A 21,816-nucleotide genomic window follows, 5' to 3' on the forward strand; every position below is an offset into this window, starting at 1 on the left:
AGGATTACATCGCCTATTACAACCAAGAACGCATCAGTCTCAGACTGAATGGCTTGAGTCCGGTAGAATTCCGAACCCAAGCGCTGGCCGCATAGCGCTACCTGTCCAACTTTCGGGGGTCAGTTCAACGGCGGGTAACTTTTTGAAGGATCAAAAAGTCACCAAAAAATCCTCGCTCCATTCATCCGGCCCCTACGCTTCGCTCCGGGGTCCCCTCGCTCCGTTCTTGCTCCCGGGAGGGCCGCGCTGAACGCCCCATCCTGGGGCGCTGCGCTTGACGGGCATCCATGCCCGTCACCTCCCTCCGCAAGAACTCCGCTCGGCCTCCTGAAGTCGCAATTGGCGGCGCCTGAACTATCGCGCACTTAGAAGCAAGATCAAGATCAACAGAATTACTGTTTAACAGTGCACGCATTGATGTAAAAACTACCCCTCGCCGGAGATTGCAACGAGGGGGCCATTGAAAGTAAAGGAATCTTATGGCGAAATAGGATCACTCGCCGGGAATGTTTCATCCAGCGCGTTATCGACATTGCTCTCCTTCGGCTGGGTCATCTCACCACATTTACAGTCAGCCATACGACAAGGCTCCCCATTGCGATGCCCCGTCGCGCAGGCTTCGCAGCAATAGGCCTTGCCATCCTGGACCACGGCATTGGCATCCACGGTGCAGGAACAGTGGTTGCAGGAACAGCGTTGCTCGTTCATCACGGCTCTCTCATGTCGTCATCAGGCACCACCTCATCGGCCCACGGCTCACCATCCAACGGGGCCGAGCGGGCCAGTTCGGCCTCATCCAGGCCGGTGCCGCCACCGATCTCGTGGGCTTCCACCTGGCGCAGGGTCTGGTCGGCAGGTCCGTTGCCTGTGCCGGGCTCATCCGCATCCCGCGCACCGGTTTCATCGAACAGCGTATCCGGGCTCAGGTCGTCGAGGGTGACATTGTCCTCGTGCAGGCTGTCGCTCAGGGCCTCGCCGCCGGTCATGCCGCTTTCGGCGACGCGCCGGGGCGGGTACTCCTCGGCGATCTCGCGCGCCGGACGCTCGTCGCCGACACGCCCCTGGCGTTCATCGCGGCGCTCGCTGAAATCCAGCTCGTGGACGCTGCCCATGCGGTCCTCGGTGTCGTCGATCTCGACCTGCGGTCTTTTGTCATCGGGTTCAGGCATGAACGTTCTCCGTCAGTGGGCTTCACATGGTCGACTGCCCCCACGAAGAAATGATTCAGAGTTTCTTCAAAGGCATCGCCCCGCGCTTTTTTTGAACTCCGCACCGCGCCGCCGCCTCCCAATCTTGAGACCCGCGAACCCTCCCGGAGCCCGCCATGGCCAAGCCCCTGCAGGAGTACCAGCGCAAGCGCGATTTCAACGCCACGCCCGAACCCGCTGGCAAACGCGCCCGCCGCCACTCGGCACACGCGTTGCAGTACTGCATCCAGAAGCACGACGCCAGCCACCTGCACTACGACTTGCGCCTGGAACTCGACGGCACCCTCAAGAGCTGGGCGATCCCCAAGGGCCCCTCGCTCGATCCCAAGGTCCGGCGCCTGGCGGTGCACGTGGAGGATCACCCACTGGATTACGCCGATTTCGAAGGAAACATCCCCGAAGGCCATTACGGCGCCGGTGATGTGATCGTCTGGGACCGAGGGGTCTGGGAGCCTGAGGGCGATCCGCATGAAGCCTACGCCAAGGGCAAGCTACGCTTTCGCCTGCAAGGCGAGAAGCTGTCGGGAATCTGGAACCTGTTCCGCACCCACCTGGCCGGCAAGAAAGAGCAGTGGATGCTGGTCAAGTCCCATGACGGGCAGGCGCGCAGCGAAACCGACTACCGCATCGTCGAGGCCCTGCCGGACAGCGTGCTGAGCGAGCGCACCCTGCCACCACGGCGCCCGGCCAAGGCAACCGCTTCCACACGCAAGCGCAAGGCCGGCCGCAAAGCCCTGCCGGCGCTGCTCCAGCCACAACTGGCGACGTTGGTCGACTCACCGCCCAGCGGCGACTGGCGCTACGAAGTCAAGTTCGACGGCTACCGGATCCTGGCGCGCATCGACGGTGACGACGTACGCCTGTTTACCCGCAATGGCCACGACTGGAGCGCGAAGATGCCTCGTCAGGTCAAGGCGCTCAAGGCACTGGGGCTCGACACGGCGTGGCTGGACGGCGAGATGGTGGTGGTCGACGATAACGGCGTGGCCGACTTCCAGGCCTTGCAGAACGCCTTCGACACCGAGCACGACGAACGCATCACCTATTACCTGTTCGACCTGCCCTGGCTGGGCGATGAAGACTTGCGCGAGCTGCCGCTGCAGGCCCGTCGCGCCACCCTGGCCAAGCTGCTGGAAGACAACGCTTCGCCGTTGCTCAGGTATTCCGCCGATTTCAAGGAGCCGGTCGACTCGCTGCTCGACAGCGCCTGCCGCCTGGAGCTCGAGGGGCTGATCGGCAAACGTGCCGACAGCCCCTACGTCGGCCGGCGCAGCAGCGACTGGATCAAGCTCAAGTGCAAGCAGCGCCAGGAGTTCGTGATCGTCGGCTACACCGACCCCAAGGGCAGCCGCCACGGCTTCGGCGCCCTGCTGCTGGCCCTGCACGACCCTGACAGTGGCCAGCTGCGCTACGCCGGCAAGGTGGGCACCGGCTTCAGCGCCGCCACCCTGGACAGCATCCTCGCCCGCCTGGAACCGCTGCAGACCGCCAAGCCTCCCTTGGCCAGCCCCCACACCGGAGCCGAAGCCCGCGGCGTGCACTGGCTCAAGCCGCAACTGCTGGCAGAGGTCGCCTACGCCCAGATGACCCGCGAAGGCGTCGTGCGCCACGCGGTGTTCCATGGCCTGCGCGACGACAAACCCGCCACCGCCATCGACCTGGAGCGAGCGATGCCCGCCAAGCGCGCAGCAAAACCCGAGGGCCTGGGCACCCTGCGCCTGACCCACCCCGACCGCGTGGTCGACGCAACCAACGGTGCCACCAAGCGCCAGGTCGCACAGTACTACGCCCAGGTCGCCGACTGGCTGCTGCCACAGCTCAAGGATCGACCCGTGGCCCTGGTCCGGGCACCGAATGGCCTGGGCGGCGAACTGTTCTTCCAGAAAAACGCCGGCCAGTTGCATATCCCCAAGGTGCTCAGCTACAGCAAGGCCCAGGCCGGTCAGGCGGCCATGGTGGTCAACCGCGCCGACAGCCTGCTGGGCGCGGTGCAGATGAACACGCTCGAACTGCACACCTGGAACGCTACCACCAAGGACTTCGACAAGCCCGACCGCTTCGTCCTCGACCTTGACCCCGATCCCGCGCTGCCCTGGAAAGCCATGATCGAGGCCACCCAACTGACCCTCACCCTGCTCGACGAGCTGGGCCTGAAGGTGTTTCTCAAGACCAGCGGCGGCAAGGGCATGCACCTCGTCGTGCCGTTGACCCGGCGCGCCGGCTGGGACGAAGTGAAGGACTTCAGCCATGCCCTGGTCGAGCACATGGCCGGCCTGTTCCCCGATCGCCTCAGCGCCGTGTCCGGGCCGAAGAACCGGATCGGGCGGATCTTCATCGACTACCTGCGCAACGGCAAGGGCGCCACCACGGTGGCCGCCTACTCGCTGCGCGCCCGCGAGGGCCTGCCGGTATCGGTGCCGATCTGGCGCGAGGAGCTGACCCAACTCAAAGGCGCCAACCAGTGGAACATCGGCAACCTGCAGGCCCGGCTTGGCGAAGTGGACGATCCGTGGGCCGAAATGCCCAGGACCCGCCAGTCGATCACCGCGCGCATGCGCAAGCAACTGGGGATCGCCTGATGGACCCGACTCGCTTCGACCCGTTGCTGCAACGACTCACCACCCGTTCGCAGCCCCTCGAACTCGACCCTTTGCTGCCGGACCTGCTGCGAGCGCTGCAAGACGAACACCTCGACCGGCTTCCCTTGCCGGGCCAGGGGCGGACCCTGGACCGCTGGCGGGCACTGGCGCGGGTCGCCGCTTGCGATCTCAGCCTGGCCAAACTCTACGAAGGCCATACCGACGCCCTGGCGATCCTCGCCGAATGCGCCGCCGCCGATCATGCCGGCGACGGAATCTGGGGCGTATGGGCTGCGGAGCCGCCGGATGCCCGCACCCACATCGTCGCCCGGGACGGCGAGCGGGTTCATCTGCAGGGCCGCAAGGCCTGGTGTTCGGGGGCGTTGCAGATCGACCGTGGGCTATTGACCGCCTGGCAAGACGACCAGCCGCAACTGGTGGCCATCGAACTGCCCCATCCCAGCCAGCGCATCCTGGCTGATCACTGGCAGGCCGTTGGTATGGCCAGCACCACCAGTGTCGCCATCGAGTTCGACGACTCGCCGGGGTTGGCCATCGGCGAGCCCGGCCAGTACCTGTCCCGCCCGGGCTTCTGGCACGGCGGCGCGGGCATCGCCGCCTGCTGGTACGGCGCGGCCGAGGCCCTGGCAGGCTACCTGCGTGAACACTGCCGCAAACCCCGGCCCGACCCGCACACCGATGCGCACCTGGGCGCCGTCGATGCCGCCTTGCACGGTGCCCGTGCCGCTCTTCGCGAATGCGCCGCGTGGATCGACGGGCATCCTCACGACGACGCCAGCTTCCAGGTGCGGCGTGCCCGCGCACAGGTCGAACAGGCGGTCGAGCAGGTCATCCAGCATGTCGGTCGGGCGCTGGGCGCCACGCCCTTCTGTCGCAGCAGCCATTTCGCCCGGCTCAGCGCCGACCTGCCGGTGTACCTGCGCCAGAGCCACGCCGAACGCGACCTCGCCGAACTGGGCCGGCAACTGACCGACAGGCCTGCAGGAGCATGGCAGCTATGAATGACAACCTGATCCAGGCCAGCCGCGGCACGCCCTGGAGCGACTGGCAGCATTGCGCGCACCTGGCCCGTGCCGCCTGGCTCAGCCCCGACCAGTTGTGCCCGCCGGGGCGCCGAGTGGTGCTGGTGGCCCCGCACCCTGATGACGAAATACTCATGGCCGGTGGGCTGTTGGCCGGTTTTCACGGACGTGAACGCGACCTGCTGTTGATTTCCGCCACCGATGGCGAAGGCAGCCACCCGCACTCCACACACTGGACCGAGCACCGTCTGCGGCGCCAGCGCCCGCTGGAAAGCCGGCACGCCCTGCAGCAGCTTGATCTGGACCTCGACACCCTGGATTGGCGGCGCCTCAACCTCAAGGACGGCGCCCTGCACCGCGACGAAGCCTTCCTGGTCAACCACCTCAACCAGTTGCTCAAGCCTGACGACCTACTGCTGACCACCTGGCGTGGCGACGGCCACTGCGACCACGAGGCGGCAGGCCGCGCTTGCGCGCAGGCAGCCCAGGCGCGCCGTGCGCAGCTCGCCGAGGTGCCGGTCTGGGCCTGGCACTGGGCCGGCCCCGACGACCCGCGCCTGCCATGGCCGCGGGCGCACCGCGTGCAGCTCGACGAAGCACGCCTGGCCCGCAAGCGCCAGGCGCTGGCCGCCCATGCCAGCCAGTTGCAGGCCGATGGCGACCGTCAGCCGGTATTGCCGGCAAACTTGCAGGCATGCCTGCTGCAACCTTTCGAACTGGTCTTTCTGTGAAGGGGTCGCCGTGAGTCTCGATGCGCGCTATTTCGCCGAACTGTATGCCAACGACGACGACCCCTGGGCGTTTCGCACCCGCTGGTACGAACGGCGCAAACGCGAGCTGGTGCTGGCCAGCCTGCCGCGCCAGTACTACGCCCGGGTGTTCGAGCCGGCCTGTGCCAACGGCGAACTCAGCGCGCTGCTCGCCGAACGCTGCGCCAGCCTGTTGTGCCAGGACATCGACGCCACCGCAGTGGGCCTTGCCCGCCAGCGCCTGGCCGGGGTGAGCCACGCCAGTGTCGAGCAGGCCCACTTGCCCGGGGACTGGCCCGGCGGGCAGTTCGACCTGATCGTGCTCAGCGAGATCGGCTATTACCTCGACCCCACCGACTGGCTGCAGGTGATCGAACAGGCGGTGGCCAGCCTGACCTGGGACGGTGGCCTGCTCGCCTGCCACTGGCGTCATCCCATCGCCGGCTGCCCGCAGGATGGCCGCCAGGTGCATGACAGGCTTTCCAGGCACCTGCCGCTGTATCCGCTATCGCGCCACGAAGAGGCGGACTTCCTGCTCGAATACTGGTCGTGCCAGCCCGGCGTGGTCGACCTGGACGAGACCTGTCCATGATCGCCGTGATCATTCCGGCCCACAACGAGGCCCGGCGCCTGGGGCGCTGCCTGAAGGCGGTGAAGGTCGCCGCTGAGCGGGCCGAGCTGGCAGGGTTGAGGGTCGAGGTGCTGGTGGTGCTCGACCGCTGCGCCGACGCCAGTGCGCTTGTCGCCAGACGCCACGGCGTGCATGCCTTGGAGCTGGCGGCAGGCAACGTCGGCATCGCCCGCCGGGCTGGCGCGGCCTGGATGATCGAACGCGGTGCGCAATGGCTGGCCTTCACCGATGCCGACAGCCGCGTGCCCGTGCACTGGCTGGTGTCGCAACTGCAATGGCACGCCGACGCGGTGTGCGGCACGGTGCATATCGAGCGCTGGCAACCCTGGCAGAACGCCGCCCTGCGCCAGTTGTACCGCAGCCGTTACCAGGCCCGGGAGGGGCACCGGCATATCCATGGCGCGAACCTTGGCGTGTGCGCGAAAGCCTATGAGCGGGTCGGTGGATTCCAGCCTCTGCCGGCCCATGAAGATGTGCAGCTGGTGCTGGCCCTCGAGGCCAGCGGCGCGCAGATCGTCTGGACCGCAGCGCACAGCGTGGCCACCAGCAGCCGGCGGGACAGCCGCGCTCGCCAGGGCTTCGGGGATTACCTGACGGGGCTGGAGGGGCAACTGCCGTAGCGTCTTTCGCAACAGGATTATGACGCTTTGCGCGGTCGCTTGACCGCCGGCTTCTTCGCCTTGGTCTTGCCCCCGAGGCTGCGCTTGAGCAGTTCGGTGAGGTCGATGATGTCCGCCCCCTTTTCCGCCGTCGTGCCATCGCCTTTGTCCACGGTCTCGATCTTGCCTTTGCTGGCCTTCTCCTCGACCAGGTCCATGATGGTCTGGCGGAATGCATCGTGGTACTCCTCTGGCGTCCACGGCCCACTCATGTCCTGCACCAGTTTCCTGGCCATCTCCAGCTCGCGCTTGTCCAGCTTGCTGTCGGTCACACTCTTGTCCAGCTCCAGCGACTCCAGGCCGCGCACTTCCTCGGGCCAGCGCAGGGTGATCATCACCAGCGCGTCCTCGAGCGGTCGCAACAGCGCCAGGTGCTGGCGGGTGTGCAGCACCACGGTGGCCAGGGCGACCTTGCCGGTGCTTTCCAGGGTCTCGCGCAGCAAGGCATAGACCTTGCCGCCACGGCGGTCGGGGCTCAGGTAGTACGGGGTGTCGAACTGTTGCAGCGGAATCTCCCCGGCATCGACGAAGGAAAATATCTCGATGGTCTGGGTCGCCTCGGGCCGGGCCTTGCGAATCTCCTCCTCGCTGATCACCACGTAGCGGCCCTTCTCGTACTCCACACCCTTGACGATGTACTCCTTGTCGATCTCCTTGCCGGTCACCTTGTTCACCCGCTTGTAGCCCACCGGCTCCATGCTGCGTTTGTCGAGCCAGTCAAAATCCACACGCTCGGTGCGCACGGCGGTGTTGAGGGAGACGGGGATGTGCACGAGGCCGAAGCTGATCGCACCTTTCCAGATTGCCCGGGCCATGGTCGGCTCCTACGCGTCGAACGGTTGGCCGGGCTGGCTGTAGCGCAGCGCGCCGCAGCGTTCGCAGCAATGGCATTGGAGCCCGGCGACTTCAGGGACCTGCAGGCTGCGCCACTGGCAGCCACGCAGCAAGCAGACGAGTTTCATCAGCCACCTCCCGGGCCCACCTGAACGGGGCTCTTACAAGGACTGACTGCGTGGCGCGGCGAAGGTTTATTCGACTTTGCCCTATGGCAGTGGATTACCCCCGGTGACGCCGAACACCTCCCCGGTGATGTAGCTCGATTCCTGACTGGCCAGCAGCACGTACAACGGCGCGCACTCGGCGGGCTGGCCTGGGCGCTTCATCGGCGTGTGCCCGCCGAAATCGGGGATCTTCTCTGGCGGCTGACCGCCACTGGGCTGCAGCACGGTCCAGATAGGGCCCGGGGCCACCGCGTTGACGCGGATGCCGCGTTCGATCACCTGCTTGGCCAGCGCCTTGGTGAAGGCAACGATGGCCGCCTTGGTGGTGGCGTAGTCGAGCAGCGTCGCCGATGGCTGGTAGGACTGGATCGAGGCGGTGTTGATGATGGTCGCCCCGGCCGGCATCGGCGGCACGGCAGCCTGGCACAACCAGAACAACGCGTAGACGTTGGTCTTGAGGGTGTGATCGAACTGTTCGTGGGTGATCTGGCCAATGTCCTTGCGCGCCACCTGCTTGCCAGCGACATTGACCAGGATATCCAGACCGCCGAGCTGTTCGTGGGCCTGGTCCACCAAATGGCTGCAGAAACGCGGGTCCTTGAGGTCGCCGGGAAGCGCCACGGCCTTGCGGCCTTCGGTCTCGATCAGCTGGACCACTTCACGGGCGTCACGCTCCTCCGAGGGCAAGTAGTTGAGGGCGATGTCGGCGCCCTCGCGGGCGAAGGCGATGGCCACGGCGCGCCCGATACCCGAATCTGCACCGGTGATCAGGGCGCGACGACCGGCCAGGCGGCCGAAGCCTATATAGGTGGTTTCGCCATGGTCAGGCTTGGGTTGCATGAGGGCATCCAGGCCAGGAGCGGGTTGGCCCTGGGCCGGGAAAGGCGGATGGGGGTACTGGGTCAGGGGATTTTGCAGGGTGAATTGGTCCTGGGGCTTGCTGGGCATGGGGTAGGGCTCCTTCTGGTTTGGCTTCGTGCTGCCGAATTGCGGGGCACACAGCTTTCGAGGCAGGCGACCAGCGGAAGGTTTACTCAATGAGTCCCGAGCACCGACAGTTGGTGGTCCATCACCTGTTTCACCACGTTGCGCATCGCCTGTCGGTCACTCAGGCCTTGTTCACGGGCCAGCGCATAGGTTTCGCGCTGGTTATCGGCACCGGTGCCGTCGCGCAAGATGCGCCGGGCTTGGATAAAGGCCCGTTCGGCATCAGCGCTGTCGGCCGGACACTGCACCTGCAGCTGAGCCAACCACGCCTCGGCGCTCACCGGCTGTTGCTCGTGCACGCCAATGAAGGTGCCCAGGCGCCCCTGACGCAGGGCACGCCAATAGTTTTCGTGGGTGAGCCAGCGCATCTCGCGGCTGGTGACGACGTCGTTGCGCCCCAGTGCATGCTCGACAAGATGGCGAAACAACCCGGCGATGGCCAAGGCATCTTCCAACCGGGGACAACCATCGCAGATACGCAGTTCGACTGTCGGAAACCGCCGCGAGGGTCTGATTGCCCACCAGAAGTCGCCGTCCTCGGCCAGGCTGCCGGTGCGTTGCAGCAGCGCCCGGTAGCGCTCGTAGGCACCCCAGTCCGGCAGCGGTTCGGGCAGCCCCATGTGTGGCCACTCCCCGCATACCACGCGTCGATAGCTCATGTAACCCGTGTCCTGGCCGCCCCAGTACGCAGACGAGGTGCTGAGCGCCAGCATGAGGGGGAGCCAGTACAACACCCGGTTGATCACCTGCATCCGATCGACGCCCGCCGGCACGCCGACATGCACGTGCAGGCCGTTCAACAGGCTGCGCCGGGCCACCAACCGGTAGTCGTCGAACAGCTGACGGTAGTGCGGGGTATCCCGCGGACGCTGGCGCAGCCATTGGGCACTCGGGTGACTCCCCGCGCCGTAGAGGCCGGCCCCCTCGCCCGCCAGTGCCTGGCTCAGGCGCTGGCGCTGCTCGATGAAGAAACAACGGGCCTGGTGCAGCGTGTCGAACACCGGTGAGGCTATCTCCACCTGGCTGCGGAACATTTCCTCGGCGAACCAGGGTCCCAGCGCATCGCGGCAACAGCGCGCCACGGCCGGGGACGGCGCGGCCATGACCCGCCCCGTGGCCAGGTCCACCAGCAGGTATTCTTCCTCGATGCCGAACGTGCAAGGCTGCGCCATGGCGCCATCAGCCCAGGCGGGTGACGGTCAGGGCCACGGCGGCAATGCGCTCGACCTGCTCGTAGCCTGGCTCGAGCAACTGCTCGCCGAACACGTCCGGGTCCAGCTCCCGGTACGACCAGCCGAATGCAGGCCCGGCCAGGCGCAGGCGAACGGCTTCAAGCAGCGCGTCGCGCCCCTCGACGATTGCGACTCCGGTATACAGCAGCAACGTGCCGCCGACCGACAGCCGCTCACGGGCTTGCTCGACGATGCGCAGGGACAGTTCGGCGCCCAGCGCGCCACCGCCGTGGCGGTAGGCGCGCTGGGCGGCGTCGAGCATGTAGGGCGGGTTGGCGACGATCAGGTCGAACGTGCCGACGATACCGTTGAGCAGGTCACTGGGCTGCACCGATACATTGGCCACGCCGGCCAGTGCCGCATTGACGGAGGTATGGCGCAAGGCCATGGGGTTGATGTCCACCGCGCTGACCTGCGCATGCTGGGCGGCTTGGGCGATCAGCAACGCGCCGACGCCACTGCCGCAGCCGATGTCGACGGCATGCTGCACGCGCTGGGGACTGTGCCGCAGGTGATCCTGGATCACCTGGGCGAACCGATAGCTGTCCGGGCCGAAGAACACCGCATCGCGGCTGTCGGTCGGCCAGGCGGAGTGCACCAGCAGCAGGTCGTCCAGGCTTGACCAGCGCACCCTGCAGCGCCACAGCGCCCCCTGTGGTTCGAGCACGCCGGCGATACGCAGGTGTTCCAGTTCATCGGCGCTGAGCAGCGACGCGGCGAACGGTCGGCTCCAGCCAAACACATCGCGCAGGGTGCGAGCCTGGCGCGCTTCGGCGCGGGCATTGACCCTTTTCTGGGTCGCCGGGGTTACGCAGGTGAAGCGGTAGCCGTCGGCACGCAGGCGTCGCCCCAGCTGCAGCAAAGCCTCGTCGGCATGGATCTGGTCCTGGTCGAGCAGCATCAGTTCGGCCCTCCATGCATCAAACCGGTGGCCTGGATGAACGCGCGGGTGGCGCGCAGGCCCTGGGGCGTCGAATGGCGATTGCCGGCCATCGCTTCGATCAACGCAGCCATGTCCGCAGCCTGGGCTTCGCAGGGTGCCTCATCCTCCAGTTGCAAGGCGCACTCCCACTGCCCCGGCGCCACTCGACGCACACCGGCACCCTGCCAGGTGCCGGCGATCCAGTCGTGCCAGAGCTGCTTTTCATAGGCATCGAACACACCAAACATCGCCGCCACCGGGCCATCGATCAGCGACCAGAATCGACTCTGCCGGGGATCGCTGTCGCGCGTGATCCACCCCTAGTCTTGCAGTGCATCCAGGAACCCGGGCATCGCACCGGGCTCGGCGAGCCACTGGTTGATGGTGCGTCCCTGCAGGCGACAACGGTCCGAATGCATGCACAGCCCATAGTGACGCTTGCGTTCCAGCATGCCGAGCAACTCGGCCTGCAGGTCGAACGAAGCGATCAACGACGGCGTGTCGACGCCCAGGTCATTGAGTCGGTAGCCGTGCCTGACGCGTTCATAGAACGCCGGCCCCTGGTCCCGGGCCAGGTCGGTGAAGCTTTCCAGGGAGCGCCGCGCATGACCGCTGGCGGCGTTGTCGATGGTCACATGCAACTGGAAGTAATGGGCATCGATGCCCAGCTCGGCCAGCTCATGGGTGGTGATCAGCAGGTGCAGGGGGGGCTGCTCGTAACCCAGGTTGTAACCGATCACTTCCGGCAGGAAACGCTCGCAGTGCTGTCCCAAGGCCAGTTGCAGCGCGCCTTGCAGGTATCGCGCGCAAGGTAGCGGTGCGCCGTGCAGGCAGCCGAGACGACTGAGCAACCGCTGATAGATCAACACATGGTTGCAACGCGGGTCGCCATCACCCAGTTCTTCGAGAAATGTGCGGATCAGCCCGTGAAAACGCGGGTCGCGCCAATGCCACAGGGTGCCGTGCAGCCATGCGCCGTCGACCGCCTTGGTTGGCGCCACCTGCTGCAGGAACCACAAGGCATGCGCCCGATTGTCGAAATAGCGGCGCGGGGCCCCCTGACGCCGTTGTGCAAGATAGGCCACGTGTTCCCTGGCGACCAGTTGCGCATGGGTTGCGGCCCATTCCGGCAACCGCCCGGGATCATCCGGCAGATCGTCCGCAAGCGTGCGCACGTGGCCCAGTTGCGCCTGCAGCCAGGCCTCGGTCGCCGTGGGGTCACGGCCCTCAAGCAGGACCCGGTAACGATGTTCCAGTCCATCGGTCGCCTTGTCGGTCGCCGTACCACCCGCTGTCATCGCCACCATGCCGGTACCTCGCTCATTGATTCTGCGGTCTGCTCTGAGGGGATGGGTTGGTCGTGGATGTCTCGGGCTGCTGCATCTGCAGCGAGGGCTTGCTCGGATCGGCGTCCTTGGCCGGGTGGTCGTTGTCGCGGTCGAAACAACCGCCCAGCAGGCACAGGCTGCCGATCAAGCAGATCAAAGGTGCAAAGCGCATGGGATGCCTCCTGGGTGGGCCAGGCGCGGTGTCAGGCGAACCCGGCACCGCGTGCCCTCACTTACGAGCGTCCGCCCTTGCGGCCGGACTCGCTTTGACGCTGATCGCCACCACTGCTCTGACCGCCCTTGCGGCCGGCTTCGGATGCCTTCTCGCGGTCATTGGCGAAGTTGCCCGGGTTCTTCGATCCACCCTGGCTGCCGGTCTTGTTGCTGTCCTGGCGACCGGTCATGTTGCTGTCTTTGTTGGCCATGGTTGCAAAACCTCATGTGGCTGTGGGATGCACGGCTGCATGCCGTACATGGTTGGGAGTACGGCGATAAGGAGGGATTCGGATTATTCCGGGGTGATCGGACCGGTGGCGCTAAACATGCCGATGCCCTGTATCTGGGACGCAAGGGGATGCAGGCATGGTTGACCCCTTCACGCACTCTGGCATAATTTGCACAACCTACCGGTCGGTAGGTTTATTTTGCCAACGGATTTTCCAGTCATGCCTGCTTCCAACCTGCGCTTCGCCGCCTCCCTCGCCCTGATCGGCGCCCTCGGCCCTTCGGCCATCGACATGTACCTGGCCAGCCTGCCGGAAATGGCCCGTGACTTCGCCACCGGCTATACCCAGGTGCAGCTGACCCTGACCGTCTTCCTGCTGGCGATGGGCGCTGGCCAACTGTTGTTCGGCCCCGTGGTGGACGCATTGGGGCGTCGTCGTCCGCTGCTCGCAGGCCTGGTGGTGTTCAGCCTTGCTTCCCTCGGCGCCGCCGCCGCCCCTTCGCTGGACACGTTGCTGCTGGCACGCCTGGTCCAGGGCCTGGCCAGCGCGCTGACGCTGGTGGTGATCATGAGCATGGTCCGCGACAGCGCCGACGGCGCGCGGGCGGCGCAGATCTTCGCCCTGCTGATGACCATCGAAGGCCTGGCGCCGATCCTCGCCCCGGCGCTGGGCGGGGTGATCGACGCGGCCTATGGCTGGCGGGCGATCATGCTGGTGCTGGCCGGGTTGGGGCTGCTGACCCTGGTCAACTCGATGCTGACGCTCGGCGAAACCTTGCCGATGGGGCAGCGGGTACGCCTGGCGCCGACCAGCGCATGGCGCACCTATGCACGCATCGCCGCCGACGGCGCCTTCCTGCGCCCGGCCCTGGCGTTGTCGGCGGTGTTCTTCTTCCTGTTTGCTTACATCGCCGGTTCCGCCTACGTGTACCAGCAGCATTTCGGCCTTTCCAGCGCCCACTTTGGCCTGCTGTTCGGGGCCTGCGGCGTGGCCATCCTGCTCGGCGCGGCGCTGTCCGGCTACTGGGTGACACGCCACGGCGTGGCCCGCGTGGCCTGGTGGGGCGCGCTGTGCATGGGCGGCGGTGCGCTGCTGACGGTACTTGCCGGGCTGACTGGCGCGGGCCTGGCGCTGCTGTTGGCGGGCGTGGTACTGGCGCTGTTCGGCTTAGGCATTTGCGAGGCCACCTTGATGGCCCTGGCGATGTCGTCGCAACAACGTGACGTCGGCTCCACCGCAGCCCTGCTCGGCGCTCTGCAACTGGTGATCTCGTCCAGTGCCACACCGTTGGCCGGGCACCTGGCAACAGTGGGGCCGCTGGCCTGGGCCTGGTTGCTGGCGGCCGCAGCGCTGGTCATCGTCGGTTTGACCCGCGCCGCCGTGACAAAGACAATCAGCGCCTCGCCCTACCCTAGCGTGAACCCGGAGTGACCGCCTTGAAAGCCCTGACCCCTTCCGCAGCACGCATCTGCGACCATGCCGTCGAGCATTTCGCCGAACATGGCTACGACGGCTCATCGCTGAACGAGATCGCCGTCCTGGCGGGCATGCGCAAGGCATCGCTGTACGCCCACTTCGCCAACAAGGACGCGCTGTTCGTGCGCGCCTTCGAGCGAGCGCTGGCGGACGAAACCGCCTACGTCGAGGCCGGTTTCGGCCACGAGGCGGCAGGCCGCGAGGCGCCGGGGCACTGGCACCCGCTGCACCTGGCAGAGCGCTATGCGGCCTCGGCCAACCTGCGCTTCGTGCTGCGCACGGCGTTCCTGCCGCCGGCGCCGATCCGCTCGGTCGTCACCAGCGGCTTCGAAGCCTACCTGGAGCAGATCCGCCTGGGCTTCTGCCAGGCCCTGCGCGAGCGCCATGCCTGGGCCCGCAGCGATGGCAACAAGCTGGAGCTGTATGGCGACGCGTACCTGGGGATCATCGACAGCCTGCATGTGGAGCTGCTGTATGCGAACCCGGCGGTGTATGCGCGGCGGGCGGCTTCGTTGCTGAAGATTCTCGATGATTCGTTACAGTTGGCCGGTCAGTAAAGGCCGCAAGCATTAACGCACGCCCCTGTGGGAGCGGCCTTGTGTCGCGAAAGGGGCGCGTAGCGGCCCCAAGATTTCAGCGTTGACGCATCAATCGATGGGGCTGCTACGCAGCCCTTTCGCGACAGCGCAGCCCCAAAAGGCTGGGCGATCTCCAACAGGGATTGCGCACGGTATCAGGGCCTGACTTTCTTCAGCTCATTCAGTAGCCCCATCAACTGCTCCAGCTTGTCCTCGCCGAACTGGCGCTGGATCTCCTGGTAATTGCGCTCCATCTCCTCGCTCATGGCCAGGAACGCCTGCTGCCCGCGCACGGTCAAGCTGATGAAGATCCGCCGCTGGTCCTCCGGCGACTTGCGCCTGCCCACCAGGCCGTCGCGCTCCAGGCGCTTGAGCACGCCGCTCATGCTCGGTTTGAGGATACAGGCCTGGTCCGCCAACTGGTGGCTTTCCAGTTCGCCCTGCTGGCGCAGGATGCGGATCACCCGCCACTGCTGCTCGGTCAGGTCATGGGCATTGAGGGCCGGGCGGAAGAACGCCATGGTCGCTTCGCGGGCCTGCAACAGGGTCAACGTCAGGGAAGGTCTAGGATTGGTCATCAGGATAAACGACTGGTTTTATTAAGATATTAATAAAGTGAAAACCATTTTCACCGGTGCTGTCCAGCCCCTGTGAAAAGTACCAGCGCTCCTGGCAAACGGCCATTCTCCAGACGCCCACCTCGTTGCACGATCGGCGCAAGCCTGCCCCCGGAGCCGATCGCCCCATGTCAACGCAACCCTGCCTGGCGCTGACGGTACTCCCCCGGCGTCATCTGCGCATGGCGCTGGAAGAAGCGGCTGAAGTACGCCGGATCCTTGAATCCCAGCCGATAGCAGATCTCGTTGGCCGAACCACCGGTGTACAGCAGCAAGCGGCGCGCCTCCTGCATCAGCCGCTCGAACACCAGCCGCTTGGATGGCAGGTCGGCCATGCGCCGGCACACATCGTTCAGCCGCGCCTCGGTGACGCCCAGCGCCGCGGCGTAGGCCGGCAGCGTCCAGTGGTCGAGGTAGTGGCGCTCGATCAGCTCATTGAAGCGGTGGAACAACTGCAGGTCCTCGTGCCGCGCGGGCGTTGCCTCCAGCGAATTGGCGCCCAGGCGCAGCAGGCTGATCATCACCAGGCGCGCCAGGTCCTGCACGGCGGTGCCCTGCCCGGCCTGGCCATGGCCAATTTCGTCGCCAAGCAGGTCGAACAGCTGCTCCAGGCGCCGCACTTCCCCGGCCGCCGCGCCTTGCAAGTGACCCAGGGCGACGCAAGCCGGTTGCAACCGCGGCCCCAACGCGAGCCCGGGCTCTGCCTGCAGCAGTTGCCAGACCAGTTGCTGGCGCACGGTCAGCACATGGCCGTCGGCGTCGGCCTCGGTGACGAAGGCATGGGGAATGGTCGGTGGGGTGAGGAAGAACATCGGCCCGGACTCGTGGTAGCGCTGCTCGTCCAGGTACACCCGCACACTGCCGGTCTTCACGTAGTGCACCTGGAAGAACCGGTCGTGGCGGTGCACCGGCATGTTGCGGCCGAAGAAACCGGCCAGGTTGCCCAGGCGGTCGTAGTGCACCTCGCTGTCGCTGTAGCGCTGGTCGTACACCTGACCGATGTTGATGTTGGGGATCGGCTGTCGCTCTTTCATTGTTGTTCTCGCAGCGGTGAAACGCGCCGGGGAAACCATCGTAGCACCACCGGCCAGCGGTGAACGCCTTGACGATCGTTAACATATTAAATATAACGTTAACACATTAACAAAAACACCACGAGGCGCCCCTGGTCGCCTCAATCACCGCAGGAGAAAAGCATGAGCCGTGCCTTGCACGAGGTCGCCAACGGCAGCTTGTTCGGCGTCGCCCTGAACTACCAGGGCCTGCTGCTGCAGCATCTGGCATCCTTCCATGAAGCGCCGTACCAGCAGCCGCCGGTCAAACCGGTGCTGTTCATCAAGACCCCGAACACCCGCAACGGGCACGCCCAACCGGTCACCTACCCATCGGCAGTCGAGCGCCTGCAACCCGGCCCCGCGCTGGGCGTAGTGATCGGCAAGGACGCCAGCCGCGTCAGCGTCGACGACGCCCTCGCGCATGTGGCCGGCTACACCATCGTCAACGAGTTCAGCCTGCCCGAGGACAGCTACTACCGCCCGGCGGTCAAGGCCAAGTGCCGCGACGGCTTCTGCGCCATCGGCCCGCAGCTGGTGCCGGTCGCGCAAGTCGGCAACCCCGACGCGCTGGGCATCCGCCTGTGGGTCAACGGCGAGCTGCGCCAGCAGAACAACACCCACAACTGCGTGCGCGGCGTGGCCCGGTTGATCGCCGAGATCAGCGAGTTCATGACCCTGCATACCGGCGACGTGCTGATCACCGGTACCCCCGAAGGCCGCGTCGATGTGCTGCCCGGCGACCAGGTGACTGTCGAGATCGACGGCCTTGGCCAACTGACCAATTCCATCGTCGCCGAACAAGGACTCGCCCCATGAAACACGCCCGTATCCAGTTCGACGGCCAGGTCCATCAGGTCACCGTCGAGGACGACCAGCACCTGCGCCTGGCCGACGGCCGCCTGGTCCATGCCGACCACGTCACCTGGCTGCCGCCGGCCACCGGCAACATGTTCGCCCTGGGCCTGAACTACGCCGACCACGCCGCCGAGCTGGCCTTCACCCCACCCACCGAGCCGCTGGCGTTCATCAAGTCGCCGGGCACCTACACCGGGCACGAGCAGGTCACCTGGCGCCCGGACAACGTCAAGTACATGCACTACGAGTGTGAGCTGGTGGCGGTGATCGGCAAGCCGGCGCGCAACGTCCGGCGCGAGGACGCCCTCGAGTACCTGGCCGGCTATACGGTGTGCAACGACTACGCCATCCGCGACTACCTGGAGAACTACTACCGTCCCAACCTGCGGGTGAAGAACCGCGACGCCACCACCCCGGTGGGCCCGTGGATCGTCGACGTCGCCGACGTGCCGGATCCGTCGAACCTGACGCTGCGCACCTGGATCAACGGTGAGCTGAAACAACAAGGCACCACCGCAGACATGATTTTCGACATCCCCTACCTGATCGAATACTTCTCAAGCTTCATGACCCTGCAGCCCGGCGACATGATCGCCACCGGTACACCGGAAGGCCTGGCCGACGTGGTGCCGGGCGACGAGGTGGTGGTGGAAGTGCAAGGCGTCGGCCGCCTGGTCAACCGAATCGTCAGCGAAGCCGAGTTCTTCGCCCGCAAAGCACACGAGGCAACAGCATGATCAAGCACTGGATCAACGGCCGCGAAGTCGAGAGCCGCGACACCTTCGTCAACTACAACCCGGCCACCGGCGAAGCCATCGGTGAAGTCGCCAGCGGCGGCGCCGAGGAAGTCGCCCAGGCCGTGGCCGCGGCCAAGCAAGCCTTCCCCAAGTGGGCCAACACCCCGGCCAGGGAGCGCGCCCGACTGATGCGCCGCCTGGGCGAGCTGATCGAGCAGAACGTGCCGCAGCTGGCCGAACTGGAGACCCTGGATACCGGCCTGCCGATCCACCAGACGCGCAATGTGCTGATCCCGCGGGCCTCGCACAACTTCGACTTCTTCGCCGAGGTGTGCACGCGCATGGACGGCCACACCTACCCGGTGGACGACCAGATGCTCAACTACACCCTGTACCAGCCGGTGGGCGTGTGCGGCCTGGTGTCGCCCTGGAACGTGCCGTTCATGACTGCCACCTGGAAGACCGCGCCATGCCTGGCCCTGGGCAACACCGCAGTACTGAAGATGAGCGAGCTGTCGCCGCTGACCGCCAATGAGCTGGGACGCCTGGCGGTCGAGGCCGGCATCCCCGATGGCGTGCTCAACGTGATCCAGGGCTACGGCGCCACCGCCGGCGATGCCCTGGTACGCCACCCGGACGTGCGCGCCATCTCCTTCACCGGCGGCACCGCCACCGGCCGGAAAATCATGCAGACGGCGGGCCTGAAGAAATACTCCATGGAGCTGGGCGGCAAGTCGCCGGTGCTGATTTTCGAAGACGCCGACCTCGAGCGTGCGCTGGACGCCGCGCTGTTCACCATCTTCTCGCTCAACGGCGAGCGCTGCACCGCCGGCAGTCGAATCTTCATCCAGGAGAGCGTGTACCCGCAGTTCGTCGCCGAGTTCGCCGCCCGCGCCAAACGCCTGGTCGTCGGTGACCCGACCGATCCGAAGACCCAGGTCGGCTCAATGATCACCCAGCAGCACTACGACAAGGTCACCGGCTACATCCGCATCGGCCTCGAGGAAGGCGCACGCCTGGTGGCCGGTGGCCTGGAGCGTCCGGCCGGACTGCCGGCGCACCTGGCCAAGGGGCAGTTCATCCAGCCGACGGTGTTCGCCGACGTGAACAACAGGATGCGCATCGCCCAGGAAGAGATCTTCGGCCCGGTGGTCTGCCTGATCCCGTTCAAGGACGAGGCCGAAGCGCTGCAGCTGGCCAACGACACCGAATACGGCCTGGCCTCGTACATCTGGACCCAGGACATCGGCAAGGCCCACCGCCTGGCCCGTGGCATCGAGGCGGGCATGGTGTTCATCAACAGCCAGAACGTGCGCGACCTGCGCCAGCCGTTCGGCGGGGTGAAAGGCTCGGGCACCGGGCGCGAAGGCGGGCAATACAGCTTCGAGGTCTTCGCCGAGATCAAGAACGTGTGTATATCCATGGGTAGCCATCACATTCCGCGCTGGGGCGTCTGACGCCATCGCGGGGCAAGCCCGCTCCCACGTGAGTCGTGGGAGCGGGCTTGCCCCGCGATGCGGCCACAACAACAATCACAGGAGATTCCCATGGGCAAACTCGCTCTTGCCGCCAAGATCACCCATGTGCCCTCGATGTACCTGTCCGAACTGCCCGGCCCCCGCCAGGGCTTTCGCCAGGCGGCCATCGACGGCCACCACGAGATCGGCCGGCGCTGCCGCGAACTGGGCGTGGACACCATCGTCGTGTTCGACACCCACTGGCTGGTCAACGCCAACTACCACATCAACTGCGCCGCGCACTTCGAAGGCCTGTACACCAGCAACGAACTGCCGCACTTCATCGCCAACATGGACTACGGTTTTCCCGGCAACCCTGAGCTCGGGCGTCTGCTGGCCGAGGAATGCAACCGCCTGGGCGTGGAGACCATGGCCCACGACGCCACCACCCTGGCCCCGGAGTACGGCACCCTGGTACCGATGCGTTACATGAACGCCGACCGCCACTTCAAGGTGATCTCGGTCTCGGCGCTGTGCACCTCGCATTACCTCAACGACAGCGCGCGCCTGGGTTGGGCCATGCGCAAGGCGGTCGAGGACCACTACGACGGCACCGTGGCCTTCCTGGCCAGTGGCTCGCTGTCGCACCGCTTTGCCCAGAACGGCCAGGCCCCGGACTTTGCCACCAAGGTCTGGAGCCCGTTCCTGGAGACCCTCGACCACCGCGTGGTGCGCATGTGGCAGGACGGCGACTGGGCCGACTTCTGCGCGATGCTGCCCGAGTACGCGGTCAAGGGCCACGGCGAAGGCTTCATGCACGACACCGCGATGCTGCTCGGCGCCCTGGGCTGGTCGCAGTACGACGCCAAGGCCGAGGTGGTGACGCCGTACTTCGGCTCCTCCGGCACCGGCCAGATCAACGCGATCTTCCCGGTCACGCCGCAGGACGGCAGCGCGATCCCCGCCGCCCAGGCCTCGAACCCGGCCGGCGTCACGTCCGCCAGCCGCCTGTAAGGAGCAGCTTCATGCCCCATCTGGTCCTGCTCTACAGCCCGGACATCGAAGCCGATGCCGATATGCCCGGCCTGTGCCGCGCCCTGGCCGACTGCATGCTCGCCCAGCGCGACGAACATGATCGCCAGGTGTTCCCCACCGGCGGCACCCGCGTGCTGGCCTACCCGGCCGCCCACGCGGCGATCGCCGATGGTCGTGGCGACTACGGCTTCGTCTACGCCAACCTGCGCATGGGCAGCGGTCGCAGCGCCACAGTGCACCGGCAGGTCGGCGATGCGCTGCTGGCGGTGCTGCGTCGGCAGTTGGACGCGCTGCTGGAACGTCGCCCGGTCGGGCTGACCCTGCAGATCGATGAAAGCCAGGCGCAGGTGTACGACGCCAAGCACAGCAGCCTGCATCCCCTGTTCCCCCGTCAGCCCTGAGGTCTCCATGCTCGACGCCCGCATCATCCAGCAAGCCGCCGCCCGCCTCGACCAGGCAGAACGCACCCGCGAACAGGTCGGCCAGTTCTCCCTGGAACACCCCTCGATCAGCATCGAGGACGCCTATGCCATCCAGCGTGCCTGGGTGGCGCAGAAGATCAAGGACGGCCGCAAGCTGGTCGGCCACAAGATCGGCCTCACCTCCCGGGCCATGCAAGTCTCCTCGAACATCACCGAGCCGGACTACGGCGCGCTGCTCGACGACATGCTGTTCGACGAAGGCAGCGACATTCCCTTCGAGCGCTTCATCGTGCCCCGGGTCGAGGTGGAACTGGCGTTCATCCTCGGCAAGCCGCTCAAGGGACCTAACGTGACCCTGTTCGATGTGCTCGACGCCACCGAGTGGGTGATTCCGGCCCTGGAGATCATCGATGCGCGCATCCAGCAGGTCGACCCGCTCAGCGGCGCCACCCGCAAGGTGTTCGACACAATCTCCGACAACGCCGCCAACGCCGGCGTGGTCATGGGCGGTCGCGCCGTGCGCCCGGGCGACGTCGACCTGCGCAAGGTGCCGGCGGTGCTGTACCGCAACGGCGTGATCGAGGAGTCCGGCGTGTCGGCGGCGGTACTCAACCACCCGGCCAAGGGCGTGGCCTGGCTGGCCAACAAGCTGGCGCCATACGACGTGGGCCTGGAGGCCGGCCAGATCATTCTCGGCGGCTCGTTCACCCGCCCGGTGGCCGCCCGCCCCGGCGATACCTTTCACGCCGACTACGACCTGCTGGGGTCGATCGCCTGCCGATTCGTCTGAGGAACCGCC

General features: G+C 66.2%; 25 protein-coding genes and 1 pseudogene. 14 read left to right on the forward strand and 12 right to left on the reverse strand.

Annotated elements, in window-relative coordinates; genetic code table 11:
- Positions 1-95, forward strand: a 95-nt coding sequence (locus tag DMX06_RS22565) for an IS3 family transposase (protein ID WP_146229522.1), incomplete at its 5' end; no start/stop codon positions are given.
- Positions 96-477: 382 nt separating this feature from the next.
- Here the strand turns inward: DMX06_RS22565 and DMX06_RS22575 are convergent.
- Both DMX06_RS22575 and DMX06_RS22580 read right to left on the reverse strand, forming a co-directional pair.
- Complete coding sequence (locus DMX06_RS22575; protein WP_082337739.1) at positions 478-708, reverse strand: metallothionein; 231 nt, start codon at positions 706-708, stop codon at positions 478-480.
- On the reverse strand, positions 708-1,169 hold the full coding sequence (locus DMX06_RS22580) for a phosphotransferase system, HPr-related protein (protein ID WP_110739426.1): 462 nt from the start codon (positions 1,167-1,169) through the stop codon (positions 708-710). The genes DMX06_RS22575 and DMX06_RS22580 overlap by 1 nt, the downstream gene beginning before the upstream one ends.
- Positions 1,170-1,324: 155 nt before the next feature.
- Here DMX06_RS22580 and ligD point away from each other — a divergent pair, with 155 nt between their 5' ends.
- From ligD to DMX06_RS22605, 5 genes are read left to right on the forward strand one after another with little or no spacing between them, the layout of a single operon-like run.
- On the forward strand, positions 1,325-3,787 hold the full coding sequence (ligD, locus tag DMX06_RS22585; protein ID WP_110739427.1) for a DNA ligase D: 2,463 nt from the start codon (positions 1,325-1,327) through the stop codon (positions 3,785-3,787).
- Positions 3,787-4,809 carry an acyl-CoA dehydrogenase family protein gene (locus DMX06_RS22590; RefSeq protein WP_110739428.1) on the forward strand — a complete coding sequence of 341 codons (1,023 nt, stop codon included), beginning with the start codon at positions 3,787-3,789 and terminating at the stop codon, positions 4,807-4,809. Before ligD ends, DMX06_RS22590 begins: the two co-directional genes overlap by 1 nt.
- Positions 4,806-5,561 carry a PIG-L deacetylase family protein gene (locus DMX06_RS22595; protein ID WP_110739429.1) on the forward strand — a complete coding sequence of 252 codons (756 nt, stop codon included), beginning with the start codon at positions 4,806-4,808 and terminating at the stop codon, positions 5,559-5,561. Before DMX06_RS22590 ends, DMX06_RS22595 begins: the two co-directional genes overlap by 4 nt.
- Positions 5,562-5,571: 10 nt before the next feature.
- Positions 5,572-6,171, forward strand: a complete 600-nt coding sequence (locus DMX06_RS22600) for a class I SAM-dependent methyltransferase (protein ID WP_110739430.1) — start codon at positions 5,572-5,574, stop codon at positions 6,169-6,171.
- Positions 6,168-6,830 carry a glycosyltransferase gene (locus DMX06_RS22605; RefSeq protein ID WP_110739431.1) on the forward strand — a complete coding sequence of 221 codons (663 nt, stop codon included), beginning with the start codon at positions 6,168-6,170 and terminating at the stop codon, positions 6,828-6,830. Before DMX06_RS22600 ends, DMX06_RS22605 begins: the two co-directional genes overlap by 4 nt.
- 17 nt (positions 6,831-6,847) lie before the next feature.
- Here the strand turns inward: DMX06_RS22605 and ku are convergent, their stop codons facing one another.
- The 8 genes and pseudogenes from ku to DMX06_RS22640 form a co-directional block, all read right to left on the reverse strand.
- Positions 6,848-7,684 carry a non-homologous end joining protein Ku gene (ku, locus tag DMX06_RS22610; RefSeq protein WP_110739432.1) on the reverse strand — a complete coding sequence of 279 codons (837 nt, stop codon included), beginning with the start codon at positions 7,682-7,684 and terminating at the stop codon, positions 6,848-6,850.
- 9 nt (positions 7,685-7,693) lie between these two features.
- Entirely contained in the window at positions 7,694-7,831 is a 138-nt protein-coding gene (locus tag DMX06_RS26395; protein WP_181427880.1) for a PSPA7_2676 family Cys-rich small protein, read from the reverse strand.
- Between the two features lie 81 nt (positions 7,832-7,912).
- A complete protein-coding gene (locus DMX06_RS22615; RefSeq protein WP_110739433.1) occupies positions 7,913-8,818 on the reverse strand; it encodes an SDR family oxidoreductase in 906 nt (301 codons plus the stop codon).
- Between the two features lie 86 nt (positions 8,819-8,904).
- Entirely contained in the window at positions 8,905-10,029 is a 1,125-nt protein-coding gene (locus DMX06_RS22620; protein ID WP_110739434.1) for a carboxylate-amine ligase, read from the reverse strand.
- 7 nt (positions 10,030-10,036) lie between these two features.
- On the reverse strand, positions 10,037-10,990 hold the full coding sequence (locus DMX06_RS22625; RefSeq protein WP_110739435.1) for a methyltransferase: 954 nt from the start codon (positions 10,988-10,990) through the stop codon (positions 10,037-10,039).
- Positions 10,990-12,318 (reverse strand): annotated as a pseudogene (locus DMX06_RS22630) (iron-containing redox enzyme family protein). The gene DMX06_RS22625 and the pseudogene DMX06_RS22630 overlap by 1 nt, the downstream one beginning before the upstream one ends.
- Positions 12,319-12,331: 13 nt before the next feature.
- Positions 12,332-12,511, reverse strand: coding sequence for a hypothetical protein (locus DMX06_RS22635; RefSeq protein WP_110739436.1), 180 nt, complete (start codon positions 12,509-12,511; stop codon positions 12,332-12,334).
- 61 nt (positions 12,512-12,572) lie between these two features.
- On the reverse strand, positions 12,573-12,764 hold the full coding sequence (locus DMX06_RS22640) for a general stress protein (protein WP_110739437.1): 192 nt from the start codon (positions 12,762-12,764) through the stop codon (positions 12,573-12,575).
- A gap of 240 nt (positions 12,765-13,004) precedes the next feature.
- Here DMX06_RS22640 and DMX06_RS22645 point away from each other — a divergent pair, with 240 nt between their 5' ends.
- Both DMX06_RS22645 and DMX06_RS22650 read left to right on the forward strand, forming a co-directional pair.
- Entirely contained in the window at positions 13,005-14,216 is a 1,212-nt protein-coding gene (locus DMX06_RS22645) for a multidrug effflux MFS transporter (RefSeq protein ID WP_110739438.1), read from the forward strand.
- 5 nt (positions 14,217-14,221) lie between these two features.
- Entirely contained in the window at positions 14,222-14,818 is a 597-nt protein-coding gene (locus DMX06_RS22650) for a TetR/AcrR family transcriptional regulator (protein ID WP_181427881.1), read from the forward strand.
- Positions 14,819-14,994: 176 nt separating this feature from the next.
- Here DMX06_RS22650 and hpaR read toward each other — a convergent pair whose 3' ends face one another.
- Together hpaR and hpaA are read right to left on the reverse strand one after the other, a co-directional pair.
- A complete protein-coding gene (gene hpaR / locus DMX06_RS22655) occupies positions 14,995-15,417 on the reverse strand; it encodes a homoprotocatechuate degradation operon regulator HpaR (protein ID WP_110739440.1) in 423 nt (140 codons plus the stop codon).
- A gap of 170 nt (positions 15,418-15,587) precedes the next feature.
- The gene (hpaA, locus tag DMX06_RS22660) at positions 15,588-16,490 is read right to left on the reverse strand and encodes a 4-hydroxyphenylacetate catabolism regulatory protein HpaA (protein ID WP_028688922.1); all 903 of its coding nucleotides are present in this window, start codon (positions 16,488-16,490) and stop codon (positions 15,588-15,590) included.
- A gap of 162 nt (positions 16,491-16,652) precedes the next feature.
- Between hpaA and DMX06_RS22665 the strand changes: the two genes are divergently transcribed.
- From DMX06_RS22665 to hpaH, 6 genes are all read left to right on the forward strand, one after another.
- On the forward strand, positions 16,653-17,327 hold the full coding sequence (locus DMX06_RS22665) for a fumarylacetoacetate hydrolase family protein (protein WP_110739441.1): 675 nt from the start codon (positions 16,653-16,655) through the stop codon (positions 17,325-17,327).
- Positions 17,324-18,103 carry a fumarylacetoacetate hydrolase family protein gene (locus DMX06_RS22670; RefSeq protein WP_110739442.1) on the forward strand — a complete coding sequence of 260 codons (780 nt, stop codon included), beginning with the start codon at positions 17,324-17,326 and terminating at the stop codon, positions 18,101-18,103. The genes DMX06_RS22665 and DMX06_RS22670 overlap by 4 nt, the downstream gene beginning before the upstream one ends.
- Positions 18,100-19,560 (forward strand): 5-carboxymethyl-2-hydroxymuconate semialdehyde dehydrogenase, encoded by a 1,461-nt coding sequence (hpaE, locus tag DMX06_RS22675; RefSeq protein ID WP_110739443.1) that lies wholly within the window; start codon positions 18,100-18,102, stop codon positions 19,558-19,560. The genes DMX06_RS22670 and hpaE overlap by 4 nt, the downstream gene beginning before the upstream one ends.
- 90 nt (positions 19,561-19,650) lie before the next feature.
- Complete coding sequence (gene hpaD / locus DMX06_RS22680) at positions 19,651-20,574, forward strand: 3,4-dihydroxyphenylacetate 2,3-dioxygenase (RefSeq protein WP_110739444.1); 924 nt, start codon at positions 19,651-19,653, stop codon at positions 20,572-20,574.
- An 11-nt stretch (positions 20,575-20,585) separates the two neighbouring features.
- Complete coding sequence (locus DMX06_RS22685; RefSeq protein WP_110739445.1) at positions 20,586-20,996, forward strand: 5-carboxymethyl-2-hydroxymuconate Delta-isomerase; 411 nt, start codon at positions 20,586-20,588, stop codon at positions 20,994-20,996.
- 7 nt (positions 20,997-21,003) lie between these two features.
- Positions 21,004-21,807, forward strand: coding sequence for a 2-oxo-hept-4-ene-1,7-dioate hydratase (hpaH, locus tag DMX06_RS22690; protein ID WP_110739446.1), 804 nt, complete (start codon positions 21,004-21,006; stop codon positions 21,805-21,807).
- Positions 21,808-21,816: the final 9 nt, after the last annotated feature.

The sequence above is a fragment of the Pseudomonas mosselii genome (genome assembly GCF_003205295.1).
Lineage (GTDB): Bacteria > Pseudomonadota > Gammaproteobacteria > Pseudomonadales > Pseudomonadaceae > Aquipseudomonas > Aquipseudomonas mosselii_B.